Annotated in this window: 23 protein-coding genes; 2 read left to right on the top strand and 21 right to left on the bottom strand. The window is 28.7% G+C overall.

All coding sequences use genetic code 11. From position 1 onward, the window contains the following. Position 1: 1 nt before the first annotated feature. Both AELL_RS04645 and AELL_RS04640 read right to left on the bottom strand, forming a co-directional pair. Positions 2-760: a competence/damage-inducible protein A gene (locus AELL_RS04645; RefSeq protein WP_429698086.1), complete on the bottom strand. Its 759-nt coding sequence runs from the start codon at positions 758-760 to the stop codon at positions 2-4. Positions 761-763: 3 nt separating this feature from the next. Then, the gene (locus tag AELL_RS04640) at positions 764-1,333 is read right to left on the bottom strand and encodes an adenylate kinase (RefSeq protein ID WP_118916827.1); all 570 of its coding nucleotides are present in this window, start codon (positions 1,331-1,333) and stop codon (positions 764-766) included. A gap of 128 nt (positions 1,334-1,461) precedes the next feature. Here AELL_RS04640 and AELL_RS04635 point away from each other — a divergent pair, with 128 nt between their 5' ends. Beyond that, positions 1,462-2,103 carry an adenylate kinase gene (locus AELL_RS04635; RefSeq protein ID WP_118916826.1) on the top strand — a complete coding sequence of 214 codons (642 nt, stop codon included), beginning with the start codon at positions 1,462-1,464 and terminating at the stop codon, positions 2,101-2,103. A gap of 67 nt (positions 2,104-2,170) precedes the next feature. On the opposite strand, the gene AELL_RS04630 is transcribed toward AELL_RS04635, so the two are convergent. From AELL_RS04630 to AELL_RS04605, 6 genes are all read right to left on the bottom strand, one after another. Then, positions 2,171-3,940, bottom strand: a complete 1,770-nt coding sequence (locus AELL_RS04630; protein ID WP_192941213.1) for a YgiQ family radical SAM protein — start codon at positions 3,938-3,940, stop codon at positions 2,171-2,173. 71 nt (positions 3,941-4,011) lie between these two features. Continuing rightward, positions 4,012-6,597, bottom strand: coding sequence for a chemotaxis protein CheW (locus tag AELL_RS04625; RefSeq protein WP_118916825.1), 2,586 nt, complete (start codon positions 6,595-6,597; stop codon positions 4,012-4,014). 105 nt (positions 6,598-6,702) lie between these two features. Next, entirely contained in the window at positions 6,703-7,482 is a 780-nt protein-coding gene (locus AELL_RS04620) for a metal ABC transporter substrate-binding protein (protein WP_118916824.1), read from the bottom strand. Positions 7,483-7,503: 21 nt separating this feature from the next. Continuing rightward, positions 7,504-9,273: an aspartate--tRNA ligase gene (aspS, locus tag AELL_RS04615; protein WP_118916823.1), complete on the bottom strand. Its 1,770-nt coding sequence runs from the start codon at positions 9,271-9,273 to the stop codon at positions 7,504-7,506. 44 nt (positions 9,274-9,317) lie between these two features. Beyond that, positions 9,318-10,520 carry a hypothetical protein gene (locus AELL_RS04610; RefSeq protein WP_118916822.1) on the bottom strand — a complete coding sequence of 401 codons (1,203 nt, stop codon included), beginning with the start codon at positions 10,518-10,520 and terminating at the stop codon, positions 9,318-9,320. After that, positions 10,517-11,185 (bottom strand): uracil-DNA glycosylase, encoded by a 669-nt coding sequence (locus tag AELL_RS04605; RefSeq protein ID WP_118916821.1) that lies wholly within the window; start codon positions 11,183-11,185, stop codon positions 10,517-10,519. The genes AELL_RS04610 and AELL_RS04605 overlap by 4 nt, the downstream gene beginning before the upstream one ends. Before the next feature lie 127 nt (positions 11,186-11,312). On the opposite strand from AELL_RS04605, the gene AELL_RS04600 reads away from it, so the two are divergent. Next, complete coding sequence (locus AELL_RS04600; protein WP_118916820.1) at positions 11,313-11,525, top strand: hypothetical protein; 213 nt, start codon at positions 11,313-11,315, stop codon at positions 11,523-11,525. 162 nt (positions 11,526-11,687) lie between these two features. Here AELL_RS04600 and infA read toward each other — a convergent pair whose 3' ends face one another. Genes infA through rpsQ form a run of 13 tightly spaced genes read right to left on the bottom strand, consistent with a single transcriptional unit; the run spans position 11,688 to position 17,727 of the window. Next, on the bottom strand, positions 11,688-11,906 hold the full coding sequence (gene infA / locus AELL_RS04595) for a translation initiation factor IF-1 (RefSeq protein WP_014473706.1): 219 nt from the start codon (positions 11,904-11,906) through the stop codon (positions 11,688-11,690). Between the two features lie 11 nt (positions 11,907-11,917). Continuing rightward, positions 11,918-12,682, bottom strand: coding sequence for a type I methionyl aminopeptidase (gene map / locus AELL_RS04590; protein WP_118916819.1), 765 nt, complete (start codon positions 12,680-12,682; stop codon positions 11,918-11,920). 2 nt (positions 12,683-12,684) lie between these two features. Next, on the bottom strand, positions 12,685-13,947 hold the full coding sequence (gene secY, locus AELL_RS04585; RefSeq protein WP_118916818.1) for a preprotein translocase subunit SecY: 1,263 nt from the start codon (positions 13,945-13,947) through the stop codon (positions 12,685-12,687). Between the two features lie 2 nt (positions 13,948-13,949). After that, positions 13,950-14,348, bottom strand: a complete 399-nt coding sequence (gene rplO / locus AELL_RS04580) for a 50S ribosomal protein L15 (RefSeq protein WP_118916817.1) — start codon at positions 14,346-14,348, stop codon at positions 13,950-13,952. A gap of 4 nt (positions 14,349-14,352) precedes the next feature. Continuing rightward, the gene (rpsE, locus tag AELL_RS04575; RefSeq protein ID WP_118916816.1) at positions 14,353-14,796 is read right to left on the bottom strand and encodes a 30S ribosomal protein S5; all 444 of its coding nucleotides are present in this window, start codon (positions 14,794-14,796) and stop codon (positions 14,353-14,355) included. A 9-nt stretch (positions 14,797-14,805) separates the two neighbouring features. Continuing rightward, positions 14,806-15,165: a 50S ribosomal protein L18 gene (gene rplR / locus AELL_RS04570; RefSeq protein ID WP_118916815.1), complete on the bottom strand. Its 360-nt coding sequence runs from the start codon at positions 15,163-15,165 to the stop codon at positions 14,806-14,808. 9 nt (positions 15,166-15,174) lie between these two features. After that, positions 15,175-15,711 carry a 50S ribosomal protein L6 gene (gene rplF, locus AELL_RS04565; protein ID WP_118916814.1) on the bottom strand — a complete coding sequence of 179 codons (537 nt, stop codon included), beginning with the start codon at positions 15,709-15,711 and terminating at the stop codon, positions 15,175-15,177. Positions 15,712-15,720: 9 nt separating this feature from the next. Next, a complete protein-coding gene (gene rpsH, locus AELL_RS04560) occupies positions 15,721-16,119 on the bottom strand; it encodes a 30S ribosomal protein S8 (RefSeq protein WP_118916813.1) in 399 nt (132 codons plus the stop codon). A gap of 12 nt (positions 16,120-16,131) precedes the next feature. Then, entirely contained in the window at positions 16,132-16,317 is a 186-nt protein-coding gene (locus AELL_RS04555; RefSeq protein ID WP_118916812.1) for a type Z 30S ribosomal protein S14, read from the bottom strand. Next, on the bottom strand, positions 16,317-16,865 hold the full coding sequence (gene rplE, locus AELL_RS04550) for a 50S ribosomal protein L5 (protein WP_034226929.1): 549 nt from the start codon (positions 16,863-16,865) through the stop codon (positions 16,317-16,319). The genes AELL_RS04555 and rplE overlap by 1 nt, the downstream gene beginning before the upstream one ends. A 1-nt stretch (position 16,866) precedes the next feature. Beyond that, the gene (gene rplX, locus AELL_RS04545; protein WP_014473697.1) at positions 16,867-17,106 is read right to left on the bottom strand and encodes a 50S ribosomal protein L24; all 240 of its coding nucleotides are present in this window, start codon (positions 17,104-17,106) and stop codon (positions 16,867-16,869) included. A gap of 1 nt (position 17,107) precedes the next feature. After that, complete coding sequence (rplN, locus tag AELL_RS04540) at positions 17,108-17,476, bottom strand: 50S ribosomal protein L14 (protein ID WP_014473696.1); 369 nt, start codon at positions 17,474-17,476, stop codon at positions 17,108-17,110. Further along, positions 17,476-17,727, bottom strand: coding sequence for a 30S ribosomal protein S17 (gene rpsQ / locus AELL_RS04535; RefSeq protein ID WP_118916811.1), 252 nt, complete (start codon positions 17,725-17,727; stop codon positions 17,476-17,478). Before rpsQ ends, rplN begins: the two co-directional genes overlap by 1 nt. Between the last annotated feature and the right edge of the window lie 3 nt (positions 17,728-17,730).

The following is a 17,730-nucleotide window of genomic DNA, read 5'->3' as shown; positions in this document are numbered from 1 at the left end:
ACTACAAACTTATATCTTTTAAAATAAACTCTTTTTCATTTTTTTCACAATAATCAACAAACATACCAAAATACTTTTCAACCTCATCCTTATCATATCCAGCCAAAGAAATCACCACTTTTCTTTTATCTCCTATTATTTTAGGAAGTGAAGAGAGTTCAATATGTGAAGGGATTTTTTTCATAGTATCTATTAGGTCATTTTCACTTGTTTCTATTGTCATAACAAGTCTGTATTTTTTAAGGTTTGATTTTGGATATAACTTATCTAAAGCTTCTATAACCATAGCTTGGCTCATCGATGGAAAACCTGGGGTAAAGAAAAATCTATCTTCTAGGTAAAATCCTGCTACATTATTTACTACATTTTTAAGAAGTTTTGCATTTATTGGCAGATATGCCATATTTATTCTATGTGGATAAGCTTCATCACCAAATTGATTTATAATTCTATTTTTTGCCTCTTCGTGAAATTCCATAGCTCCAGAAGTGAAGACTTTTCCTGCAATCTCTCTTGTATAATCATCAGGCGTTGCACCAATTCCACCAAAACAGAACATTACAGAGTTTGGGTCATTTTTTATTAGATTAAAGATATTTTCCATAAGATTTATGTCATCTGTTATGACAAAAGAGGCTTTATGTTCCCAACCTCGGCTTAAAAGTTGTTGGTTTAAAAATGCAAAATGGGCATCAATTCTACGCCCATTTAAAAGTTCAGTTCCAATTATTACACTATAAAAATTTGGTTTTTCTAACATAATTTAGATTCTTAATTGGATAAACTTATCCATTTCATCAACTATCTCTTTGATAGTTCCCTCACCACTAATTACTTTTAATATACTCTTTTTTGTATAAAAAGCTCTGATTTGTTCTAAAGGTTCTATATAAACTTTCATTCTATTATTAAATACTTCAACATTATCATCACTTCCCCTTGCACGCCCTAAAACTCTATCACGTGCAACTTGTTCACTAACTTCAACCTCAATACAGTTTACCAACTCTACTTCATCTTCATTTGCTAAGTATTTATCTAACTCAACCATTTGCTCAATACTTCTTGGATATCCATCAATAATTACAATATCTGTTGAAGCATTTTTAATAGCTTTTACAATAGTTTCAATAGCAATATCAATTGGCACGATATTTCCAGCACTAATATATTTCTCAATTATTTGACCTCTTTGCGAACCACTTGCAACTTCAGCTCTAAACATATCTCCAGTTGAATAATGAGTTATATTATCGTGATTTACAGCAATAAGTTCAGCATCTGTAGTTTTACCACTTCCAGGTGCTCCGATAATTAAAAATAATTTTTTCATATATACCCTTTAAATTTAAGAGGGATAATTGTATCAAAAAACTTTTAAATTCTTTATGTATTATTATAACCTTATCTTTTATTAAAACCTTTTTCTATACAATACGTAAAAAACTAAGGAAACGAAATATGAATTTAATGCTATTTGGAGCACCTGGTGCTGGTAAAGGGACACAAGCAAAGTTTTTAATTGAAAAATACAATATTCCACAAATCTCAACAGGTGATATTTTAAGAGCTGCAATTGCTGATAAAACTGATATGGGAATGGAAGCAAAAAAATTTATGGATGAAGGAAAATTAGTTCCTGATTCAACTATTATTGGTATTATCAAAGATAGACTTGCTGAGTCTGACTGTAAAAATGGTTTTATTCTTGATGGATTTCCAAGAACTCTAGCTCAAGCAGAAGCTTTAAGTGAATTAATGAATAATATGGGAATTTCTTTAGATAAAGTTATCTCTTTAAATGTTCCTGATGAATTAATTGTTGGAAGAATTACAGGAAGAAGAGTATGTTCAAAATGTGGAGCATCTTTCCATGTTGAATTTAACCCATCTAAAAAAGAGGATGAGTGTGACTACTGCGGTGGTGAACTAATTATCAGAAAAGATGATAATGCTGAAACTGTTATTAGCAGACTTGATGCATACCATACACAAACTGCACCATTAATCGATTTTTATACAAAAATGGGTGTATTTATGGAACTTGATGGAACAAAAGATGTTTCAGAAGTTACAGCAGATATGTTTAACGCATTAGCTTAATCATGTTTTCAGTTCAATAAAAAAGGGAAGCTAAAAATAGCTTCCCTTTTTTTATATTAGTTAAAATCTAACCTTGCATTCCTGAACTTGAACTTTTTTTCTTATTTGAACTTGCAAAAGCATTTTTTGCAACAACAATCTCTTTTTGTCGCTCTTTTCTTCTTTGGTCTTTTTCAACAAAAATCTTTTTCTTTGTAAATGGATCCATTTCTGTATAATACATAACAGCTGAATAAGTTCCAGGAGTTGGTGTAAATACTTGAGCTTGTTCAGGATTCATTTTAAGTTCGTGAGTTGTAAATTGTTTTAGTTCGTGCATATGTTTTTCTTCACAACCTGGATGTGCTGCTATTAAATAATATGTCAAAAACTGTTTTTTCCCTGATTCTTTGTTTAAATCATCATACATCTTTTTAAAATCAATTAGTGTTTGTTTTCCTGGTTTTCCCATATGATGTAAAACTTCATCATTTGTATGTTCAGGAGCTACTTTCATTTGACCTGAAATATGATGGTCTATCATCTCTTTTAAATACTCTTTTCCATGCTTTTTATCAGCTGTGATTAAATCATACCTAACACCTGATGCTACAAAGGCTTTTTTAATACCTGGAACTTTTCTAATATCTTTTAAAAGTTGTATATTTCTACTATGGTCAACTTTCATAGTTCGACAAAGTCTGTGGGCATCTACACATCTTTTATTATCTGTACAAGTTCCTAAATTCATCTTTTTAACACACTCATAACCATACATATTTGCTGTTGGTCCTCCAACATCTGAAATAATTCCTTTAAAATCTTTCATTGTTGTAAAATGTTTTGCTTCAGCTAAGATATTTTTTTCGCTTCTTGTTCGTATAGTTCGACCTTGATGAGCTGCAATTGCACAGAAATTACACTCCCCCCAACATCCGTGATGTGTCATAATTGAAAATTTAATAGTTTCAAGACACTTTACTTTTCCATCTTTTGCATTGTATGGATGGGCATCTCTTTGGTATGGGAAAGAGGCAATTTTATCCATCTCTTCTTCTTCCATATGACGGCTAGGTGGATTTTGAATCAAATATCTTCCATCAACCTCTTGGCATAAACCTTTTGAATAAACTGGGTCATTATTGTCATAAAAAGCTTTGAAAAGGTCTATATATTTCTCTTTAAAATCCAAACACTCTTGATGTGATGGTATTCTTAAATACTCTTCAACTGGCTCTTTTGAAATATAACAAAGCCCTCTTATACTCCTTGGGTCTTTTCCTTCTTTTAGGTAATTTCCCAAATCAATAATGGCTTGTTCACCCATTCCATAAACCATATAATCAGCTTTTGTATCAAATAATATTGGTTTTCTAAGCTTATTTGTCCAATAATCATAATGAGTAAGTCTTCTAAGACTTGCTTCAATTCCACCAAGAACAATAGGAACAGTATTTTTGAAGTATCTTCTTATTAGATTTGTATAAACTAAAGTAGCTCTATCTGGTCTTTTATTGTTTTTTCCACCTGGAGTGTAATCATCATCATTTCTAAACTTTTTAGTTGCTGTGTAATTTGAAACCATTGAATCAATACTTCCACCACTTACTCCCCAAAAAAGTTTAGGTTCACCCATTCTTTTTATATCAACATCACTATTAACATCAGGTTGTCCAATTATTCCAACCCTTAATCCTATATCTTCAAGGATTCGCCCAACAACTGCAATTCCCATAAATGGTGAATCTATGTAAGCATCTCCTGTGATTAGGACAACATCAAGTTCATCCCAACCTCTTTGTTTCATCTCTTCTTTAGTTGTAGGTAAAAATTTATTTGGTTTATTAATATTACTCATTTTTCTTCTTTAAAATATATTAGTTTTTTCGTATTATGCCCAAATAGATTTTAACCCCTACTATAAAAAAATTAGATTCTTTTTGTTAAATTATTATCCAATTTTTTAATATCCAATAACATTGCTATTTTTGATTCTTCTAAATCTTTGATTTCAACCAAACTCTCTATTAATGTTCCTGTTCCTAAAAAATGATTTTGAATATGTTGAATTGATTTTTCTTCCACAACACTTACAGTTTCAAGTGATGAAACCATAATTCCAACACAATGTTGAATATTATCTTTATCATATTCAACCAAAATTATATTTGTCAGTTTTTCATTTGTAATTTCTTCATTTACAAAATCTCTTATATCTAAAACTGAAATTAATTTATCTTTATGTAAAACCATTCCTTTAAAGTGATTCTTTTTATCCATATCAATTGATTCTTGTAACTCTTCTATTCCTATTGATTCTATTACATTTTTTGCATCAACTGCAAGTAATTTTTTACCTAAATAGAAAGTTGCCAATTCTACACTTGAAGATGTAAATTTTGTTTTTGATGAAGTTAAGAATTTTGATTTTGTATTTTCAAGGAATGTATAACAATTTATACTTCCTATACAAATAAATACAAAAGACAATACATCATTTTTATAATCATCTACCCTACTTTTATACTCTCTATATCCATTTGAGCATTTTACTCCAACAGCATAGTAACTTCCTTCAAATTCAATAATCTTACTTACATTTTGTGAATTTTTTAAATTAAAAAATGAATCATCAATATTTAAATAAGAATCAACTTCAAATTTATCATTTGTTGAAGCTATAATTTGTTTATTTTTATCTGTAAATAAAGTAAATATTCCTGGTAATTTTTCACCATCAGTATTTTTTGGCAATGTTTCTTCAAGCATTGCATAAAATTGTGGAGTTGAATCAAATACAACAGCAATTCCACCAGTGATTACTTTTTCATCTTTTAAAGACCTAATTGCACTACTATAAATATATGTTGATTCATTATTATATAAATTTGTTTTTTCAAATTTTGAAACAGTATATTTAGAAGTATCCTTTAACATCAAAGTCTTTTCAACCCAATCTTGAGTTAAAATTTTTCCTACTAAATGGTCTTCTTTTTCATTTGAAACTGCAATTATTTTTCCATCTTTATCAAAAATTATAAGATTTGTATAAACTGTATATAAATCATTTATATATTTTAAAATAGATGTGATTTCATTTTTTTTATTATTCAAACTGAAATTATCATCTAAAGCTTCTCTAAAATATGAATTTAAAGCCCACCACCTACAATCATTTGCTCTTTCATATAAATTTCTATCCATAATATCAATAGTAAGTGAAGATAAAAATTCACTATCTTTTAAAATTGATGAAATGATAGTTTGATTTAGATTTTCTAATGATGAATTTGCTTTATTTCCAGTAATTCCAATCTCATTTAAAAGAGATTTAGAAAACTCTCTGTTTACAGAATTTAACTTACTTTGAGCAATATTACCATTCCAGATAACTCTAATTAGATTATCTTGAATGGTTTTACTTTTATTAAATACCTCTTTTAGCTCTTTTGAAAAATGTTGTTCATTTTCCATCATTGCATTTATGATTTTATTATCAACATTAATAGAATTTAATTCATCACTTAAAAAAGCGTACTCAAGTGGAATCATAATATGTCCATACCATTTTAGACCATAAAAACCTTGATAACCATTTGTTTCACATGTTTTTGCTATATAATCACGTCCTGCGTAAGAAATGATTTTATAATTTTCATTCAAAATAATTGGAAGTTTTGCACCTAAACCAATATGTTCTTTATCACTACTTGCAATTACATATCCGTCTTCATCCAAAATTGTAAGACACTCTTTGTTATTTGTATCAACAAGATTATTAAAAATTCCATTCATCTCATCTGTAAATCTAAAACAAAGTGCTAAAACACCTAAACTTTCACTACTTGAATCATTTGTTTTATTCACTTTATATGAATAAACTAATGATTTTTTATATTGAGGTACAAAGTCATGAAATTTATAAGTTTCTACATAATCTTCATTTGAATTTAAAATTTTTTGAACAAAAGAAGAGTCAACTTTTTCAACTTTTATATCATCATTAAGTCTAACAAGAACTTTTCCATGAGTATCAAGTAATACAATATCAAAATAAACAGAATATTTAGAAACATACTCTTTAAATCTTTTTTGTAAATTTTGTCTTAAAATTAAACTATCTTCATTATATTTTGATACATAATTTTTAATAAAAATTCTAATATCATCATCAGTAGCTAAAAATCCAATATCTGCTGTTCTTTCAAAAAGATTTCTAATTAATACATCAATAGCAACTTGAGCTTTAAACTTCATCTCTTGAGTTACTTTTTTTATTTGTTGTTCACTTAAATGATTTAATAACGTAGAAGTTAAATTTAAAAAATTTTCTTTTGTTTTACCAATATCTATATTTATATCACCTAATTGTCCTAAAAGAGCTAACATATCCCAAGAAGAACTTAATCTTCCAAGTTCATCTTTATATTTATCTACATCTTCAATATGCTTTATAATCGGATATAACTCTTTTTTTACATTTATACCTTTATAATTAATAATATTATCTGACATCTCTATTCCTAATTTATTTACATGTAGAAATTATATATAGAAAAGGAATTTTTGTGTTTATACAGTTGTATATAAATTAGACTTTATTAAAAAATAATTTTTTAATTACTTTAAAAGATTATCAGTCAAATTCAAAAGATTGATTTGCCAATTATCCTCAAATATGTTATCTTCAACAAATTTTATATTTAAGTTTGAGCCTAAAGAAAGAGCTATATTATAATCATGGTCATCTAAAAATAATACTTTTTTAACATCCATTTTTTGTGTATAATCCATTAGTTGAGGGATTTCATTTATATTTAAAAATCGTTTCTCTCTTTTGATTGTTTTTATTCTAAATCTTCTTGCAAAGTATTCCCAATAATCATCAAATACATAAACAGTGTTAATTTCACTACTATTTAATTTATTTTTGATTCGTAAAAAAGTATTATCAATCTCATCTAAAAAAATTTCATAATTTCTTTTATAAAACTCTGCTTTGTATTTATCTATTAAAATTAGAGATTCATAAACATTTTTTGCAATTTCTCTAATTGCTAAAATATCCATCCAAATATAGGGATTATTATCAATTTTTTCAATATTTGAAGATAAATCAACAACAATCAGTTCTGGATTTTCAGCTTTTAAAAGTTTTGCATAGTTATTTTCAATATCTAAACCAAAATGGAAATAGACTTTTGCATTTGATAATTTTGAGATTTCTGAATATGGAAGTTTTTGTTCTTTTTGTGTAAATCTATGTGTTATTTCTCTGATTTTTACTTCATCTTGAGCTATTTTTCTAACAATACTAGATTCTAAAGGAAAATAAGTTACAACTTGGTATTTTGAAAATAAATATAGAGGAACAAGTAAAAAAATTAAAAATCTAATCATTGTTCCTCTTATTTGTCAGTATTAAATATCTGCTACTGTTTTTCTTAGTCTAATATTTAACTCTTTTAATTGCTCTTCATCAACGCTTGATGGAGCTTGTGTTAATAAACATTGAGCTTTTTGTGTTTTAGGGAAGGCTATTACATCTCTGATTGAATCAGTTCCTGCTAATAACATAATCATTCTATCAAGCCCCATTGCAAATCCACCATGACTTGGTGCTCCATAAGAAAGTGCATCAAGTAAGAATCCAAATTTATCTTTTGCTTCTTCTTCACTAATTCCCATTAGTTTAAATACTTTTGATTGGATTTCTTCTTTGTGAATTCTTATACTTCCACCACCAAGTTCTGTTCCATTTAAAACAATATCATAAGCAATTGATTCAATCTCTTCTAAATCTTCAATATTGTCTAAATCAAATTTTTCAACATTTGGCATTGTAAATGGATGGTGAAGTGCTTTTGTTCTTCCATCTTCAACTTCAAACATTGGGAAATCTACAACCCATAAGAACTCATAAGCATCTTGTGGAACAATATTCATCTCAGATGCAAGAAATAATCTAAATCTTCCCATATAATCCCAAACTACTTTTTTAGCCCCTGCTCCAAAGAATACAACGTCACCAACTTCAAGTTCAGTTACTTTTACAATCTCTTCTAAATCAGCATCACTAAAGAATTTAGTTAATGGACCTTTTAATCCATCTTCTTTCATTTGGAAATAACCTAAACCTTTAGCTCCAAATTTTCTAACATAATCTTCAAAACCTTTCATTTGTCTTTTAGAGAAGATGTTATCTCCATTTTTACATTTTAAAGCTTTGATTCTATTATTTTTTTTGTCTTTTGCAATTTCTGCAAAAATTTCATTTGTTGAGTTAGCAAAAATATCAATAACATCAACAAGTGGCATATCAAATCTTAAATCTGGTTTATCGCTACCATATTTTTCCATAGCTTCTGAGTATTTCATTCTTCTAAATGTTGAAGGAATATTTTTCCCACATTTTGTAAATACATCATAAATTAATCTCTCTGCAACTGCAATTACATCATCTTGTGTACAAAATGACATTTCAACGTCGATTTGAGTAAATTCAGGTTGTCTATCAGCTCTTAAATCTTCATCTCTAAAACATTTTGCAATTTGGAAATATCTATCAAACCCTGCAACCATTAAAAGTTGTTTAAATAATTGTGGAGATTGTGGTAATGCATAAAATTCACCTGGATGAACTCTTGATGGAACTAAATAATCCCTTGCACCTTCTGGTGTAGATTTTGTTAAAATTGGAGTTTCAACATCTAAGAAACCTAATTCATCTAAAGTATTTCTAACTTGAATAGTAGCTTTACTTCTTAATTGGAAAATTTCAAATGATTTTCTACTTCTTAATTCTAAAAATCTATTTCTTAGTTTAATCTCATCATTTACTTTTTCATCATTGATATCAAATGGCATTGGTTTAGATCTATTTTCAATTACTAAATTTTCTAAAATAATCTCTATTTTTCCAGTAACTAAATTTGGATTTTCTAATCCCTCACCTCTTGCTCTTACTTTTCCAGTTGCAATTAAAACAAATTCATCTCTTACCGTTTCAGCAACTTTTAAAGCATCTTTACAATCTTGAGGATCTGCTACAAGTTGAACTAATCCACTTTTATCTCTTAAATCAATAAATATAATTCCACCATGGTCACGTCTGCTGTTTACCCAACCAGCAACAGTAACAGTTTCACCAATCTTTTGTTCAGTTACATCTGTACAATAATGTGTTCTCAATTCTAATCTCCATTCACATAAATATTCGCGATTTTATCTAAACTTTACTTAATTTCTAAAAAGCCAACTTCTGTACTTTTAAATAATCTAGGAGTATAAATTACCTCATTATTTGCTACTTGTGTTGGTATTAAAGATGAATTTCCATTGTTAAATAAATAATTTACTCCAACAAGTGTAGAATAATCAACCCATTCATAAGTAATGTTTCCACCAAAAGTTGTAATTTCATCTTTTAATTTTGTATCAACATTATCAATTGAATTTGCAATTACAAGTTTTTCTCTATCTTTATCTTGAGTTAAAACCATTAACATTGGGTCATAATTTAACTGAGTAGAAAAAATAATTTTTGGGAAAACATCATAAGCTCTTAATTGAGATAAAATTAAAGATGTTTTTACTAAATCTGTATTTAAAAATAAAGATGAATTTCTTAATCTATAATCATTTACAATACTTTTAAAATTTCTTTCATTTTTTCCGATTTCTTTTCTAACTACTGCATCGCCAATTATTGAATCATAACTTCTTTTTAGTTTTAAACCTAAATATGTGTCTTGATAAAACATTGCATTATTTCCAGCAGAATAATAACTTAATTTTTTAAGTTGCTCATCATACGAAATAGAACCAAAAATTAAACCATCATTGCTTTCTAAAGAATCCTTTTTTTCAATTAATGGAAGATAAACTTTTAAATCACTTGAAACTACTTTATTTAAAGTTGAAATAGCATTTGGAGTAAATAATGCAACAACATTAGTTATACCTTCTTGTTGAACTTTTGAAAAAGCAGAACTGATTTTATCGTAACTTTCATTTTCACAATCAATTACAAGTAAATTATAATCAGCTTTTTGATATGACAAATATCCAGATATTGTATTTAATGAACTTCTTGCATATTTTGAAACAGAAGATGGATAAATAAATGCTAATTGCATTTTAGCTTTTGTTTTATCAATTTGAATATCAATTTTATTTTCTACAAATGATTCAGAAGAGTTCATCTCTTCTGTATCATTCATAGTTCCACTTGGAATAGTTTCTTCTTTAATTTTATCTTCTTTAATCTCTATAGGAACAAATTCCTCAACAACTGTAACAGTATCTTCTTCAACAGCTTTTTGTGGAACTTTTTTCTCTATTTTATTTTTACCTGGCAGTTTTAACTCAACAACTTGTTTTTGAGTACAACCAAAGAAAACAAAAACTACTACAAACAAGGCTAATATTTGTTTCAATTTAATTCCTCCATGAAATTTTTTATTTTTAACATATCATAATATGCATCTTTTTTAAAAGAAGGATTTCTTAATAAAAAAGTTGGTGAAAATGTTGCAATTAAAGGTATATTATTAAAACTCAACTCTTTTCCTCTATTTTGAGAAAAATTATCATCATTTTTTAATAAAAATGAATAAGCTTTTTCACCTAAAACTACAAGTAATTTAGGTTTAATCAACTCAATTTGTTTTAATAAATAGTCATTACAAACTTCCATATTAGAATTTGTTGCCCCATTTAAACTTTTGCATTTTACCAAAGTTGTTATATAAATCTCTTCTTTTTTAATATTTAAAACATTTTCTATCATTTTAGATAATAATTCACCACTATTTCCAACATAAAAAGAACCTATTTCATCTTCACTTTTACTAGGTTCATCATTTATAAATAGAACCTTTGAATTAAAATTTCCATATCCAAAAAGGACGTTTTTACGACATTTTGATAGTTCACATAAATAACAGTGTTCAACACTATTTTTTAACTCAATTAAACTATTTGGTAATTTTACATTTTTAACTTCTGCTTGGAAAAACTCCAAAGGTTCGTGATATTCATATCCAAATGATTTCAAATTATATAAATATTTTAATACTCTATTTTTAACTGATTTTGTCATGTGAAATTGTACAAAAATCTTTCTTGAACAAATATTTGTTCCAATTATTTAATTATATTCGAAAAATATCTTGACTTTTGTTCCAATATTTTGTAAAATCACAAATGAAATTTGAATAGGAATTAAAATGAACACTCCTAGTTTAAGAAGACTAGAATCAGATTTAGAAGTAAATAAAACAACATTACATAATTGGAAAAAAAATAGACCAAAACTCTTTGAGTTTATTATGGAGTCATATAAGAATAAAGATATTTTAAAAAAGCATTTAGATTTATTAATTGAACAAAAACAGATTATTGAAAAAGAGATAGATTTAACAAAAAATAGGATAAATTAGTATGAAAAGTTATGGAGCTATAATAAAATAATATAACTTTTTTAAAGTGTGCGAAGTATTATTTTTTTTGGCTTCATAGTTTTTTATATTTTGTGAGTTTTTTTTGAATAATTTGTGAGATATAAATAAGGAAAAAATTCCTTATTTAATTTTTATAGATAATTATTTATATCTATGTGTGATTCTTCCCTTATCCAATGAATAAGGTGTTATTTCTACTTTTACAGTATCATTAGGTAATATTTTTATATAGTGCATTCTCATTTTACCTGAAATATGACACAATACAACATGTCCATTATCTAATTCAACTCTAAACATAGCATTTGGTAAAGCTTCAATTACTTTTCCATCAATTACTATTACATCATCTTTTGCCACTTTTTTTCCCCTCAATTTTCCGAATTACTTAAAATAACTGCTCTCCCATTGATAACAGCAACTGTATGTTCATAATGACTACCATTTAATCCATCAGCAGATACGACATCCCAACCATTTTTTAAAATAACAGGATTTCTATCTTTTTGACAAATCATTGGCTCTATACAAAAAACCATTCCATTTTTGATTTTTGGTCCAGATTTTGTATCTCCATTTTCTAAATAATTTGGAATTTCTGGTTCTTCATGTGGTCGTTTACCAATTCCATGACCACAAAATCTAACAAGTGGCTGATATCCTCTAGCTACAATAAAATCTTCAATCAATTTTGATAACTCTTTAAATCTCATACCTTCTCTTATAATATCAATTGCATAATATAAAGAGTCTTTAGCACAAGCAATTAAATCCTCATCCTCTTTTGAAATTTTTCCTATAGGCATTGTAATAGCTGAATCACCATACCATCCATCAATTTCTGTTCCAATATCAAGACCTAGAATATCACCCTCTTTAAGAACAACATCGCTAGGAATTCCGTGTATAATAACCTCGTTTAAAGAAGTACAAATTGCATTTGGAAAACCATATAATCCTTTAAATGAAGGTCTAGCTCCTAAATCATTTAAGAACTTTTCCCCCATTGCATCAACTTCTTTTAAAGTCATACCAGCTTTTACATTATCTCTTAAATAATTTAAGGTTTTTGCAACAGCCTCATTTGCTATACGAAGTTTTTCAATTTCATTTGGTTTTCTTAGTGAAATTGCCATTTTTACAATCCAACCGCACTAAGTGTTTGATATTTATTCATATATTGCTGAGCTTCAATCTTTCTCATAGTATCAATTGCAACTTGAACAACGATTAATACAGCAACCCCTCCAAAATAAAATGGAACTCCCATAGCTTTTACAATAAGCCAAGGTAAAGTTGATATTAATCCCATATAAATTGCACCCCAGAAAGTTAATCTACTTGCAACTTCATTTAAGAAATCTGCTGTACTTGCTCCTGGTCTAACACCTGGAATAAATCCACCTTGCTTTTTTAAGTTTTCAGAAATATCTTTTGCATTAAATGTAATTGATGCATAAAAGAATGCAAAGAAAACTACAAATAAAAACATAAATAAATTAAAAGTGTATGAACTAGGATTTAAGTAATCAGCAATTGCAACTAAGTATTTATTTTGTGAACCTTGTAACACTGTTGCAGGGAACATTAAAATAGCACTCGCGAAAATTGCTGGAATAACTCCACTTAAATTAACTTTAATTGGAATATAGTTCATAACTCTTCTTTTCTGATTTTGCATCATAACTTTTCTAGAATATGATACAGGAACTCTTCTCTCACCTAACTCAACATAAATAATTGCTCCAACAGTTGCAATAATTACAACTAAAATACCAATTACAGTTAAGAAATTCATTTGGCCATTATTTACAAGTTCAACTGTTCCACCAATAGCACTTGGAATTGCTGAAACGATACCTGCGAAAATAATTAATGAAATTCCATTACCAATACCTTTTTGTGTGATTTGTTCACCAATCCACATTAAAAGCATAGTACCTGTTAACATTGATATTGCAGAAACAGCAATAAATGTATTCATATCAATTGAGATTGCACCTTGTCCATTTTGACCAGTTAATGAATTAAGACCAACTGAAACACCAATAGATTGAATTAATGTAATAACAATTGTAGTATATCTGATGATTTGCATATATTTTTGCATCCCATCTCTCTCTTTTTTCATTTTACCAAGTGCGGGGAAAGTTGCTGCTAGAAGTTCCATAATAATAGAAGCAGTAATGTAAGGCATAATTCCTAGTGAAATAATACTTAGTCTTTCAACTGCATTACCACTAAACATATTAACAAGACCTAACGCATTATTTGCATTTGAGTCGAAAAATTCTTTAACTACATCTATATTAACTCCAGGTACTGGCACGTATGCCAGTAATCTGTAAAGAAAAATAAAGCCTAATGTAATAAGAATCTTATTTATTAGATCTTTACTCATAATTATTTTCCAGTAGTTGTAACGTTTTCGTCTTTAATCTTAGCTACTAAATCTTTTGCAGTTGAACCAATTAATTTAACTTTTTCAACTGATTTTGATAATTTATACACAGATTTGATTGAATCTAATGTAATTTCTTCAAGAGTTGCAATTTGTGATACTTTATCAACATTGATTGAATAAGGTTTTACAGTTCTTGAAAAGAATCCAACTTTAGGAAGTCTTTTGTAAAGTGGTTGTTGACCACCTTCAAATCCTCTTTTCATTTTGTAACCAGATCTAGCTTTTTGACCTTTGTTACCTTTTCCTGCAGTTTTACCTGTACCACTTCCTTGACCTCTACCAATTCTTTTAGTATTTTTCGTACTACCTGGTGCTGGTTGTAAATTTTCTAATACCATATTCTTATCCTTTTATCTTAGCTAATGCTTCAACAGTAGCTTGTACAAGGTTGTTTGGATTATTTGAACCTAAAGATTTTGCAATAATATCTTTAACTCCAGAAAGCTCAAGAACAGGTCTTGCAGCTCCTCCAGCGATTAGCCCAGTACCCTCAGATGCTGGTTTTAATAATATTTTACTTGCATTATATTTGTGTTCAATATCATGTGCTATTGTAGTTCCTTTAATAGAAACAGTAACTAAGCTTTTGAATGCATCATCTAATGCTTTTTTAATTGCATCAGGAACCTCTTTAGCTTTACCAGTTCCGAAACCTACTGTACCGTTTTTATCACCAACAACAACTAAAGCTGTAAATCTGAATCTTCTTCCACCTTTTACAACTTTTGTTACTCTTCCGATTTTAACGATTGCTTCTTGAAAATCTTCTCTATTTACCGCTGCCATCATTAACCCTTATAATTTGATACCGTTATCTCTTAGTGCATCAGCAAAAGCTGCAACTACACCATGGTAAAGATAACCATTTCTATCGTAAACTACTGTTTCAATTCCAGCAGCTTTTAAATTTTCAGCAAGTTGTGCTGCTACTTTTACTGCATTTTCTTTATTAATGTTTAGACCCATAGCTTGTGAGCTAACAGCCGCTAAAGTTACACCTTCAACATCATTAATAGCCTGTGCACTAACGTATTTGTTAGATTTAAAAATTGATACTCTTGGTTTTTCAGCAGTACCAAAAATGTTACTTCTAACTCTTTTTTTTCTTTTAATTCTTAAAGCATTTTTTTTAGCTAAGTCTTTTATTCTACTCATAGTTACACCTTACTTCTTAGAAGTTTTTCCGGCTTTTCTAATGATTTTCTCATCAGTATATTTAACACCTTTACCTTTGTATGGTTCTGGTTTTCTAAAGCCTCTAATAATTGCAGCAGCTTGACCAACTTGTTGTTTGTCAGCACCTTTTACATTAATAATATTTTTTTCAACAGTAACTTCTAATCCTTTTGGGATTTCGTAGTTAATTGGGTGAGAATATCCTAATAGTAGTTCTAAAACGTCACCTTTTACGGCAGCTCTGTATCCAACTCCGTTGATTTCTAATGATTTAGTAAATCCAACGTTTAGACCATTAATTGCATTTGCAGTTAACGCTCTATAAGTTCCCCAGAAAGCAGAAGATTCTTTTGATTCACCATTTCTAGTTAAAACCACTTGACCATCAACAACTTCGATTCCCACTCTTCCATGAGTTTCAACTGTAGAAACATTGTTTCCTTTTTTTACGCTAATTACTGTACCATTTACTGTAACTTCAATTCCAGCTGGAATTGCGATAGGTTTTTTACCAATTCTTGACATTACACTCTCCTACCATACAGTACAAAGTACTTCACCACCAACATTAGCTGCATATGCTTCATCATTAGCAATTACACCTTTGTTAGTTGAAACGATAATAGTACCGTACCCATTTTTAAAGTTTTTAATTTCAGAAGCGTTTTTATAAACTCTTCTTCCTGGTTTAGAAACTCTAGTAATTTCGTTGATTACTGATTTCTCATTATCATCATATTTTAATTCAACTTGAATAGTTTTCTTGTTGTTTTGTCCATCAATAACTTTGAATCCAGCAATATACTCTTTTTGTAATAATACGTTTAAAACACCTACTACAGTATTTGAGTGTAATAATGTTGCAACTTCTAATTTTCTCATTGCAGCATTTCTAATTCTAGTTAAAGCATCTGCGATTATATCATTCATCATAGCTTTTTTCTCCTACCAACTAGCTTTTCTAACACCAGGTAATAAACCTTCGTTAGCCATTTTTCTTAAACAAACTCTACATAAACCAAAATCTCTATAAACAGAGTGAGGTCTTCCACAAACAGAACATCTTGTGTATGCTCTTACAGCAAACTTAGGTGTTCTTTTTTGTTTAGCGATCATAGATTTCTTTGCCATTACGCTCTTCCTTTTGTAAATGGAATTCCTACTAATTCTAATAATCTGTAAGCTTCAGCATCATTAGTTGCACTAGTAGCAATTGAAATATTCATACCGTGTGTTTTAATGATGTTATCATAAACTACTTCTGGGAACATTAATTGCTCATCTAGTCCAAAGTTGAAGTTTCCTCTACCATCAAAACCATTTTTATTAAGACCTCTAAAGTCTTTTACCCTTGGTAATGCAACGTTACATAATTTGTCTAAGAAATGATACATTTGCTCACCTCTTAAAGTAACTTTAACACCTACAGGCATACCTTCTCTAACTTTGAATCCAGCTACTGATTTTTTAGCAATAACTTTAACAGCTTTTTGACCAGCAATTAAAGAAATTGTATCTTCAATATTTTGAATTAATTTAGAATCTTTCATTGCTTCACCAGCACCAACTGAGATAACAACTTTCTCTAACTTTGCAGTTAAAGTTTTGTTTTTTGGGAACTCAGTTTCTAATACTGGTTTGATTTCTGATTTATATTTTTCAAATAATCTTGATGCCATATTAGTTACCCTCTACTTTTGCTACATTTGAAATGTCAATTGGCATTTCTTTGTTTACAAATCCACCTTCTGGATTTTTTTCTTGATCAGGTTTAACTGTTTTTTTAGCAACTTTGCAATCTTTTACGATTACTTTTCTTTCTTTTGGTAATACAGCTAAAACTTCTCCAGTTTTACCTTTATCATCACCAGCGATGATTTTTACAGTATCACCTTTTTTGATTTTTAATTTAATTGCCATATTATAATACCTCCGGTGCAAGTGAAACGATTTTCATGAAACCTGAATATCTTACTTCCCTAGCAACTGGTCCAAAGATTCTTGTTCCAACTGGCTCTCTTTTTGCATCTAGAATAACCGCTGCATTATCATCAAATCTAATTAATGAACCATTTTCTCTATGAACTTCTTTATGAGTTCTAACAACAACAGCTTTTACAACTTGACCTTTTTTAATTTTTCCAGTTGGTAAAGCTTTTTTAACTGAAGCAACAATAACATCACCAACAGTTGCGTATCTTCTTTTAGAACCACCTAAAACTTTGATACACATAATCTCTTTAGCACCTGTGTTGTCAGCTACGTTTAATCTTGTAAAACTTTGAATCATTATTTAACTCCTGTAGCTACTATCGTCTTTAATCTAAAAGATTTAGTTTTTGACAATGGTCTACACTCAATTGCGATAACACTATCACCAACATTTAATTCGTTTCTTTCGTCATGAATTAAATATTTTTTAAATCTCTTTACAGTTTTGTGATATTTTGGGTGTAAAACTGATCTTGTAACTAAGATAGAAGCTGTTTTATCACCTGATCTTTTTACCACTACACCTTGAATCTCTCTTTTATGTGTCATACT

The organism is Arcobacter ellisii, assembly GCF_003544915.1.
Classification (GTDB): domain Bacteria; phylum Campylobacterota; class Campylobacteria; order Campylobacterales; family Arcobacteraceae; genus Aliarcobacter; species Aliarcobacter ellisii.
Note: the sequence above shows the minus strand (reverse complement) of the source record. Positions and strands in the feature narration are given on the sequence as shown.

What these genes read in the sequence shown, in the direction of transcription:
- AELL_RS04645 (WP_429698086.1), bottom strand. Translation starts at nt 760, where the DNA reads ATGTTAGAAAAACCAAATTTTTATAGTGTAATAATTGGAACTGAACTT.
- AELL_RS04640 (WP_118916827.1), bottom strand. Translation starts at nt 1,333, where the DNA reads ATGAAAAAATTATTTTTAATTATCGGAGCACCTGGAAGTGGTAAAACT.
- AELL_RS04635 (WP_118916826.1), top strand. Translation starts at nt 1,462, where the DNA reads ATGAATTTAATGCTATTTGGAGCACCTGGTGCTGGTAAAGGGACACAA.
- AELL_RS04630 (WP_192941213.1), bottom strand. Translation starts at nt 3,940, where the DNA reads ATGAGTAATATTAATAAACCAAATAAATTTTTACCTACAACTAAAGAA.
- AELL_RS04625 (WP_118916825.1), bottom strand. Translation starts at nt 6,597, where the DNA reads ATGTCAGATAATATTATTAATTATAAAGGTATAAATGTAAAAAAAGAG.
- AELL_RS04620 (WP_118916824.1), bottom strand. Translation starts at nt 7,482, where the DNA reads ATGATTAGATTTTTAATTTTTTTACTTGTTCCTCTATATTTATTTTCA.
- AELL_RS04605 (WP_118916821.1), bottom strand. Translation starts at nt 11,185, where the DNA reads ATGACAAAATCAGTTAAAAATAGAGTATTAAAATATTTATATAATTTG.
- AELL_RS04600 (WP_118916820.1), top strand. Translation starts at nt 11,313, where the DNA reads ATGAACACTCCTAGTTTAAGAAGACTAGAATCAGATTTAGAAGTAAAT.
- map (WP_118916819.1), bottom strand. Translation starts at nt 12,682, where the DNA reads ATGGCAATTTCACTAAGAAAACCAAATGAAATTGAAAAACTTCGTATA.
- secY (WP_118916818.1), bottom strand. Translation starts at nt 13,947, where the DNA reads ATGAGTAAAGATCTAATAAATAAGATTCTTATTACATTAGGCTTTATT.
- rplO (WP_118916817.1), bottom strand. Translation starts at nt 14,348, where the DNA reads ATGGTATTAGAAAATTTACAACCAGCACCAGGTAGTACGAAAAATACT.
- rpsE (WP_118916816.1), bottom strand. Translation starts at nt 14,796, where the DNA reads ATGGCAGCGGTAAATAGAGAAGATTTTCAAGAAGCAATCGTTAAAATC.
- rplR (WP_118916815.1), bottom strand. Translation starts at nt 15,165, where the DNA reads ATGAGTAGAATAAAAGACTTAGCTAAAAAAAATGCTTTAAGAATTAAA.
- rplF (WP_118916814.1), bottom strand. Translation starts at nt 15,711, where the DNA reads ATGTCAAGAATTGGTAAAAAACCTATCGCAATTCCAGCTGGAATTGAA.
- rpsH (WP_118916813.1), bottom strand. Translation starts at nt 16,119, where the DNA reads ATGATGAATGATATAATCGCAGATGCTTTAACTAGAATTAGAAATGCT.
- AELL_RS04555 (WP_118916812.1), bottom strand. Translation starts at nt 16,317, where the DNA reads ATGGCAAAGAAATCTATGATCGCTAAACAAAAAAGAACACCTAAGTTT.
- rplE (WP_034226929.1), bottom strand. Translation starts at nt 16,865, where the DNA reads ATGGCATCAAGATTATTTGAAAAATATAAATCAGAAATCAAACCAGTA.
- rplX (WP_014473697.1), bottom strand. Translation starts at nt 17,106, where the DNA reads ATGGCAATTAAATTAAAAATCAAAAAAGGTGATACTGTAAAAATCATC.
- rplN (WP_014473696.1), bottom strand. Translation starts at nt 17,476, where the DNA reads ATGATTCAAAGTTTTACAAGATTAAACGTAGCTGACAACACAGGTGCT.
- rpsQ (WP_118916811.1), bottom strand. Translation starts at nt 17,727, where the DNA reads ATGACACATAAAAGAGAGATTCAAGGTGTAGTGGTAAAAAGATCAGGT.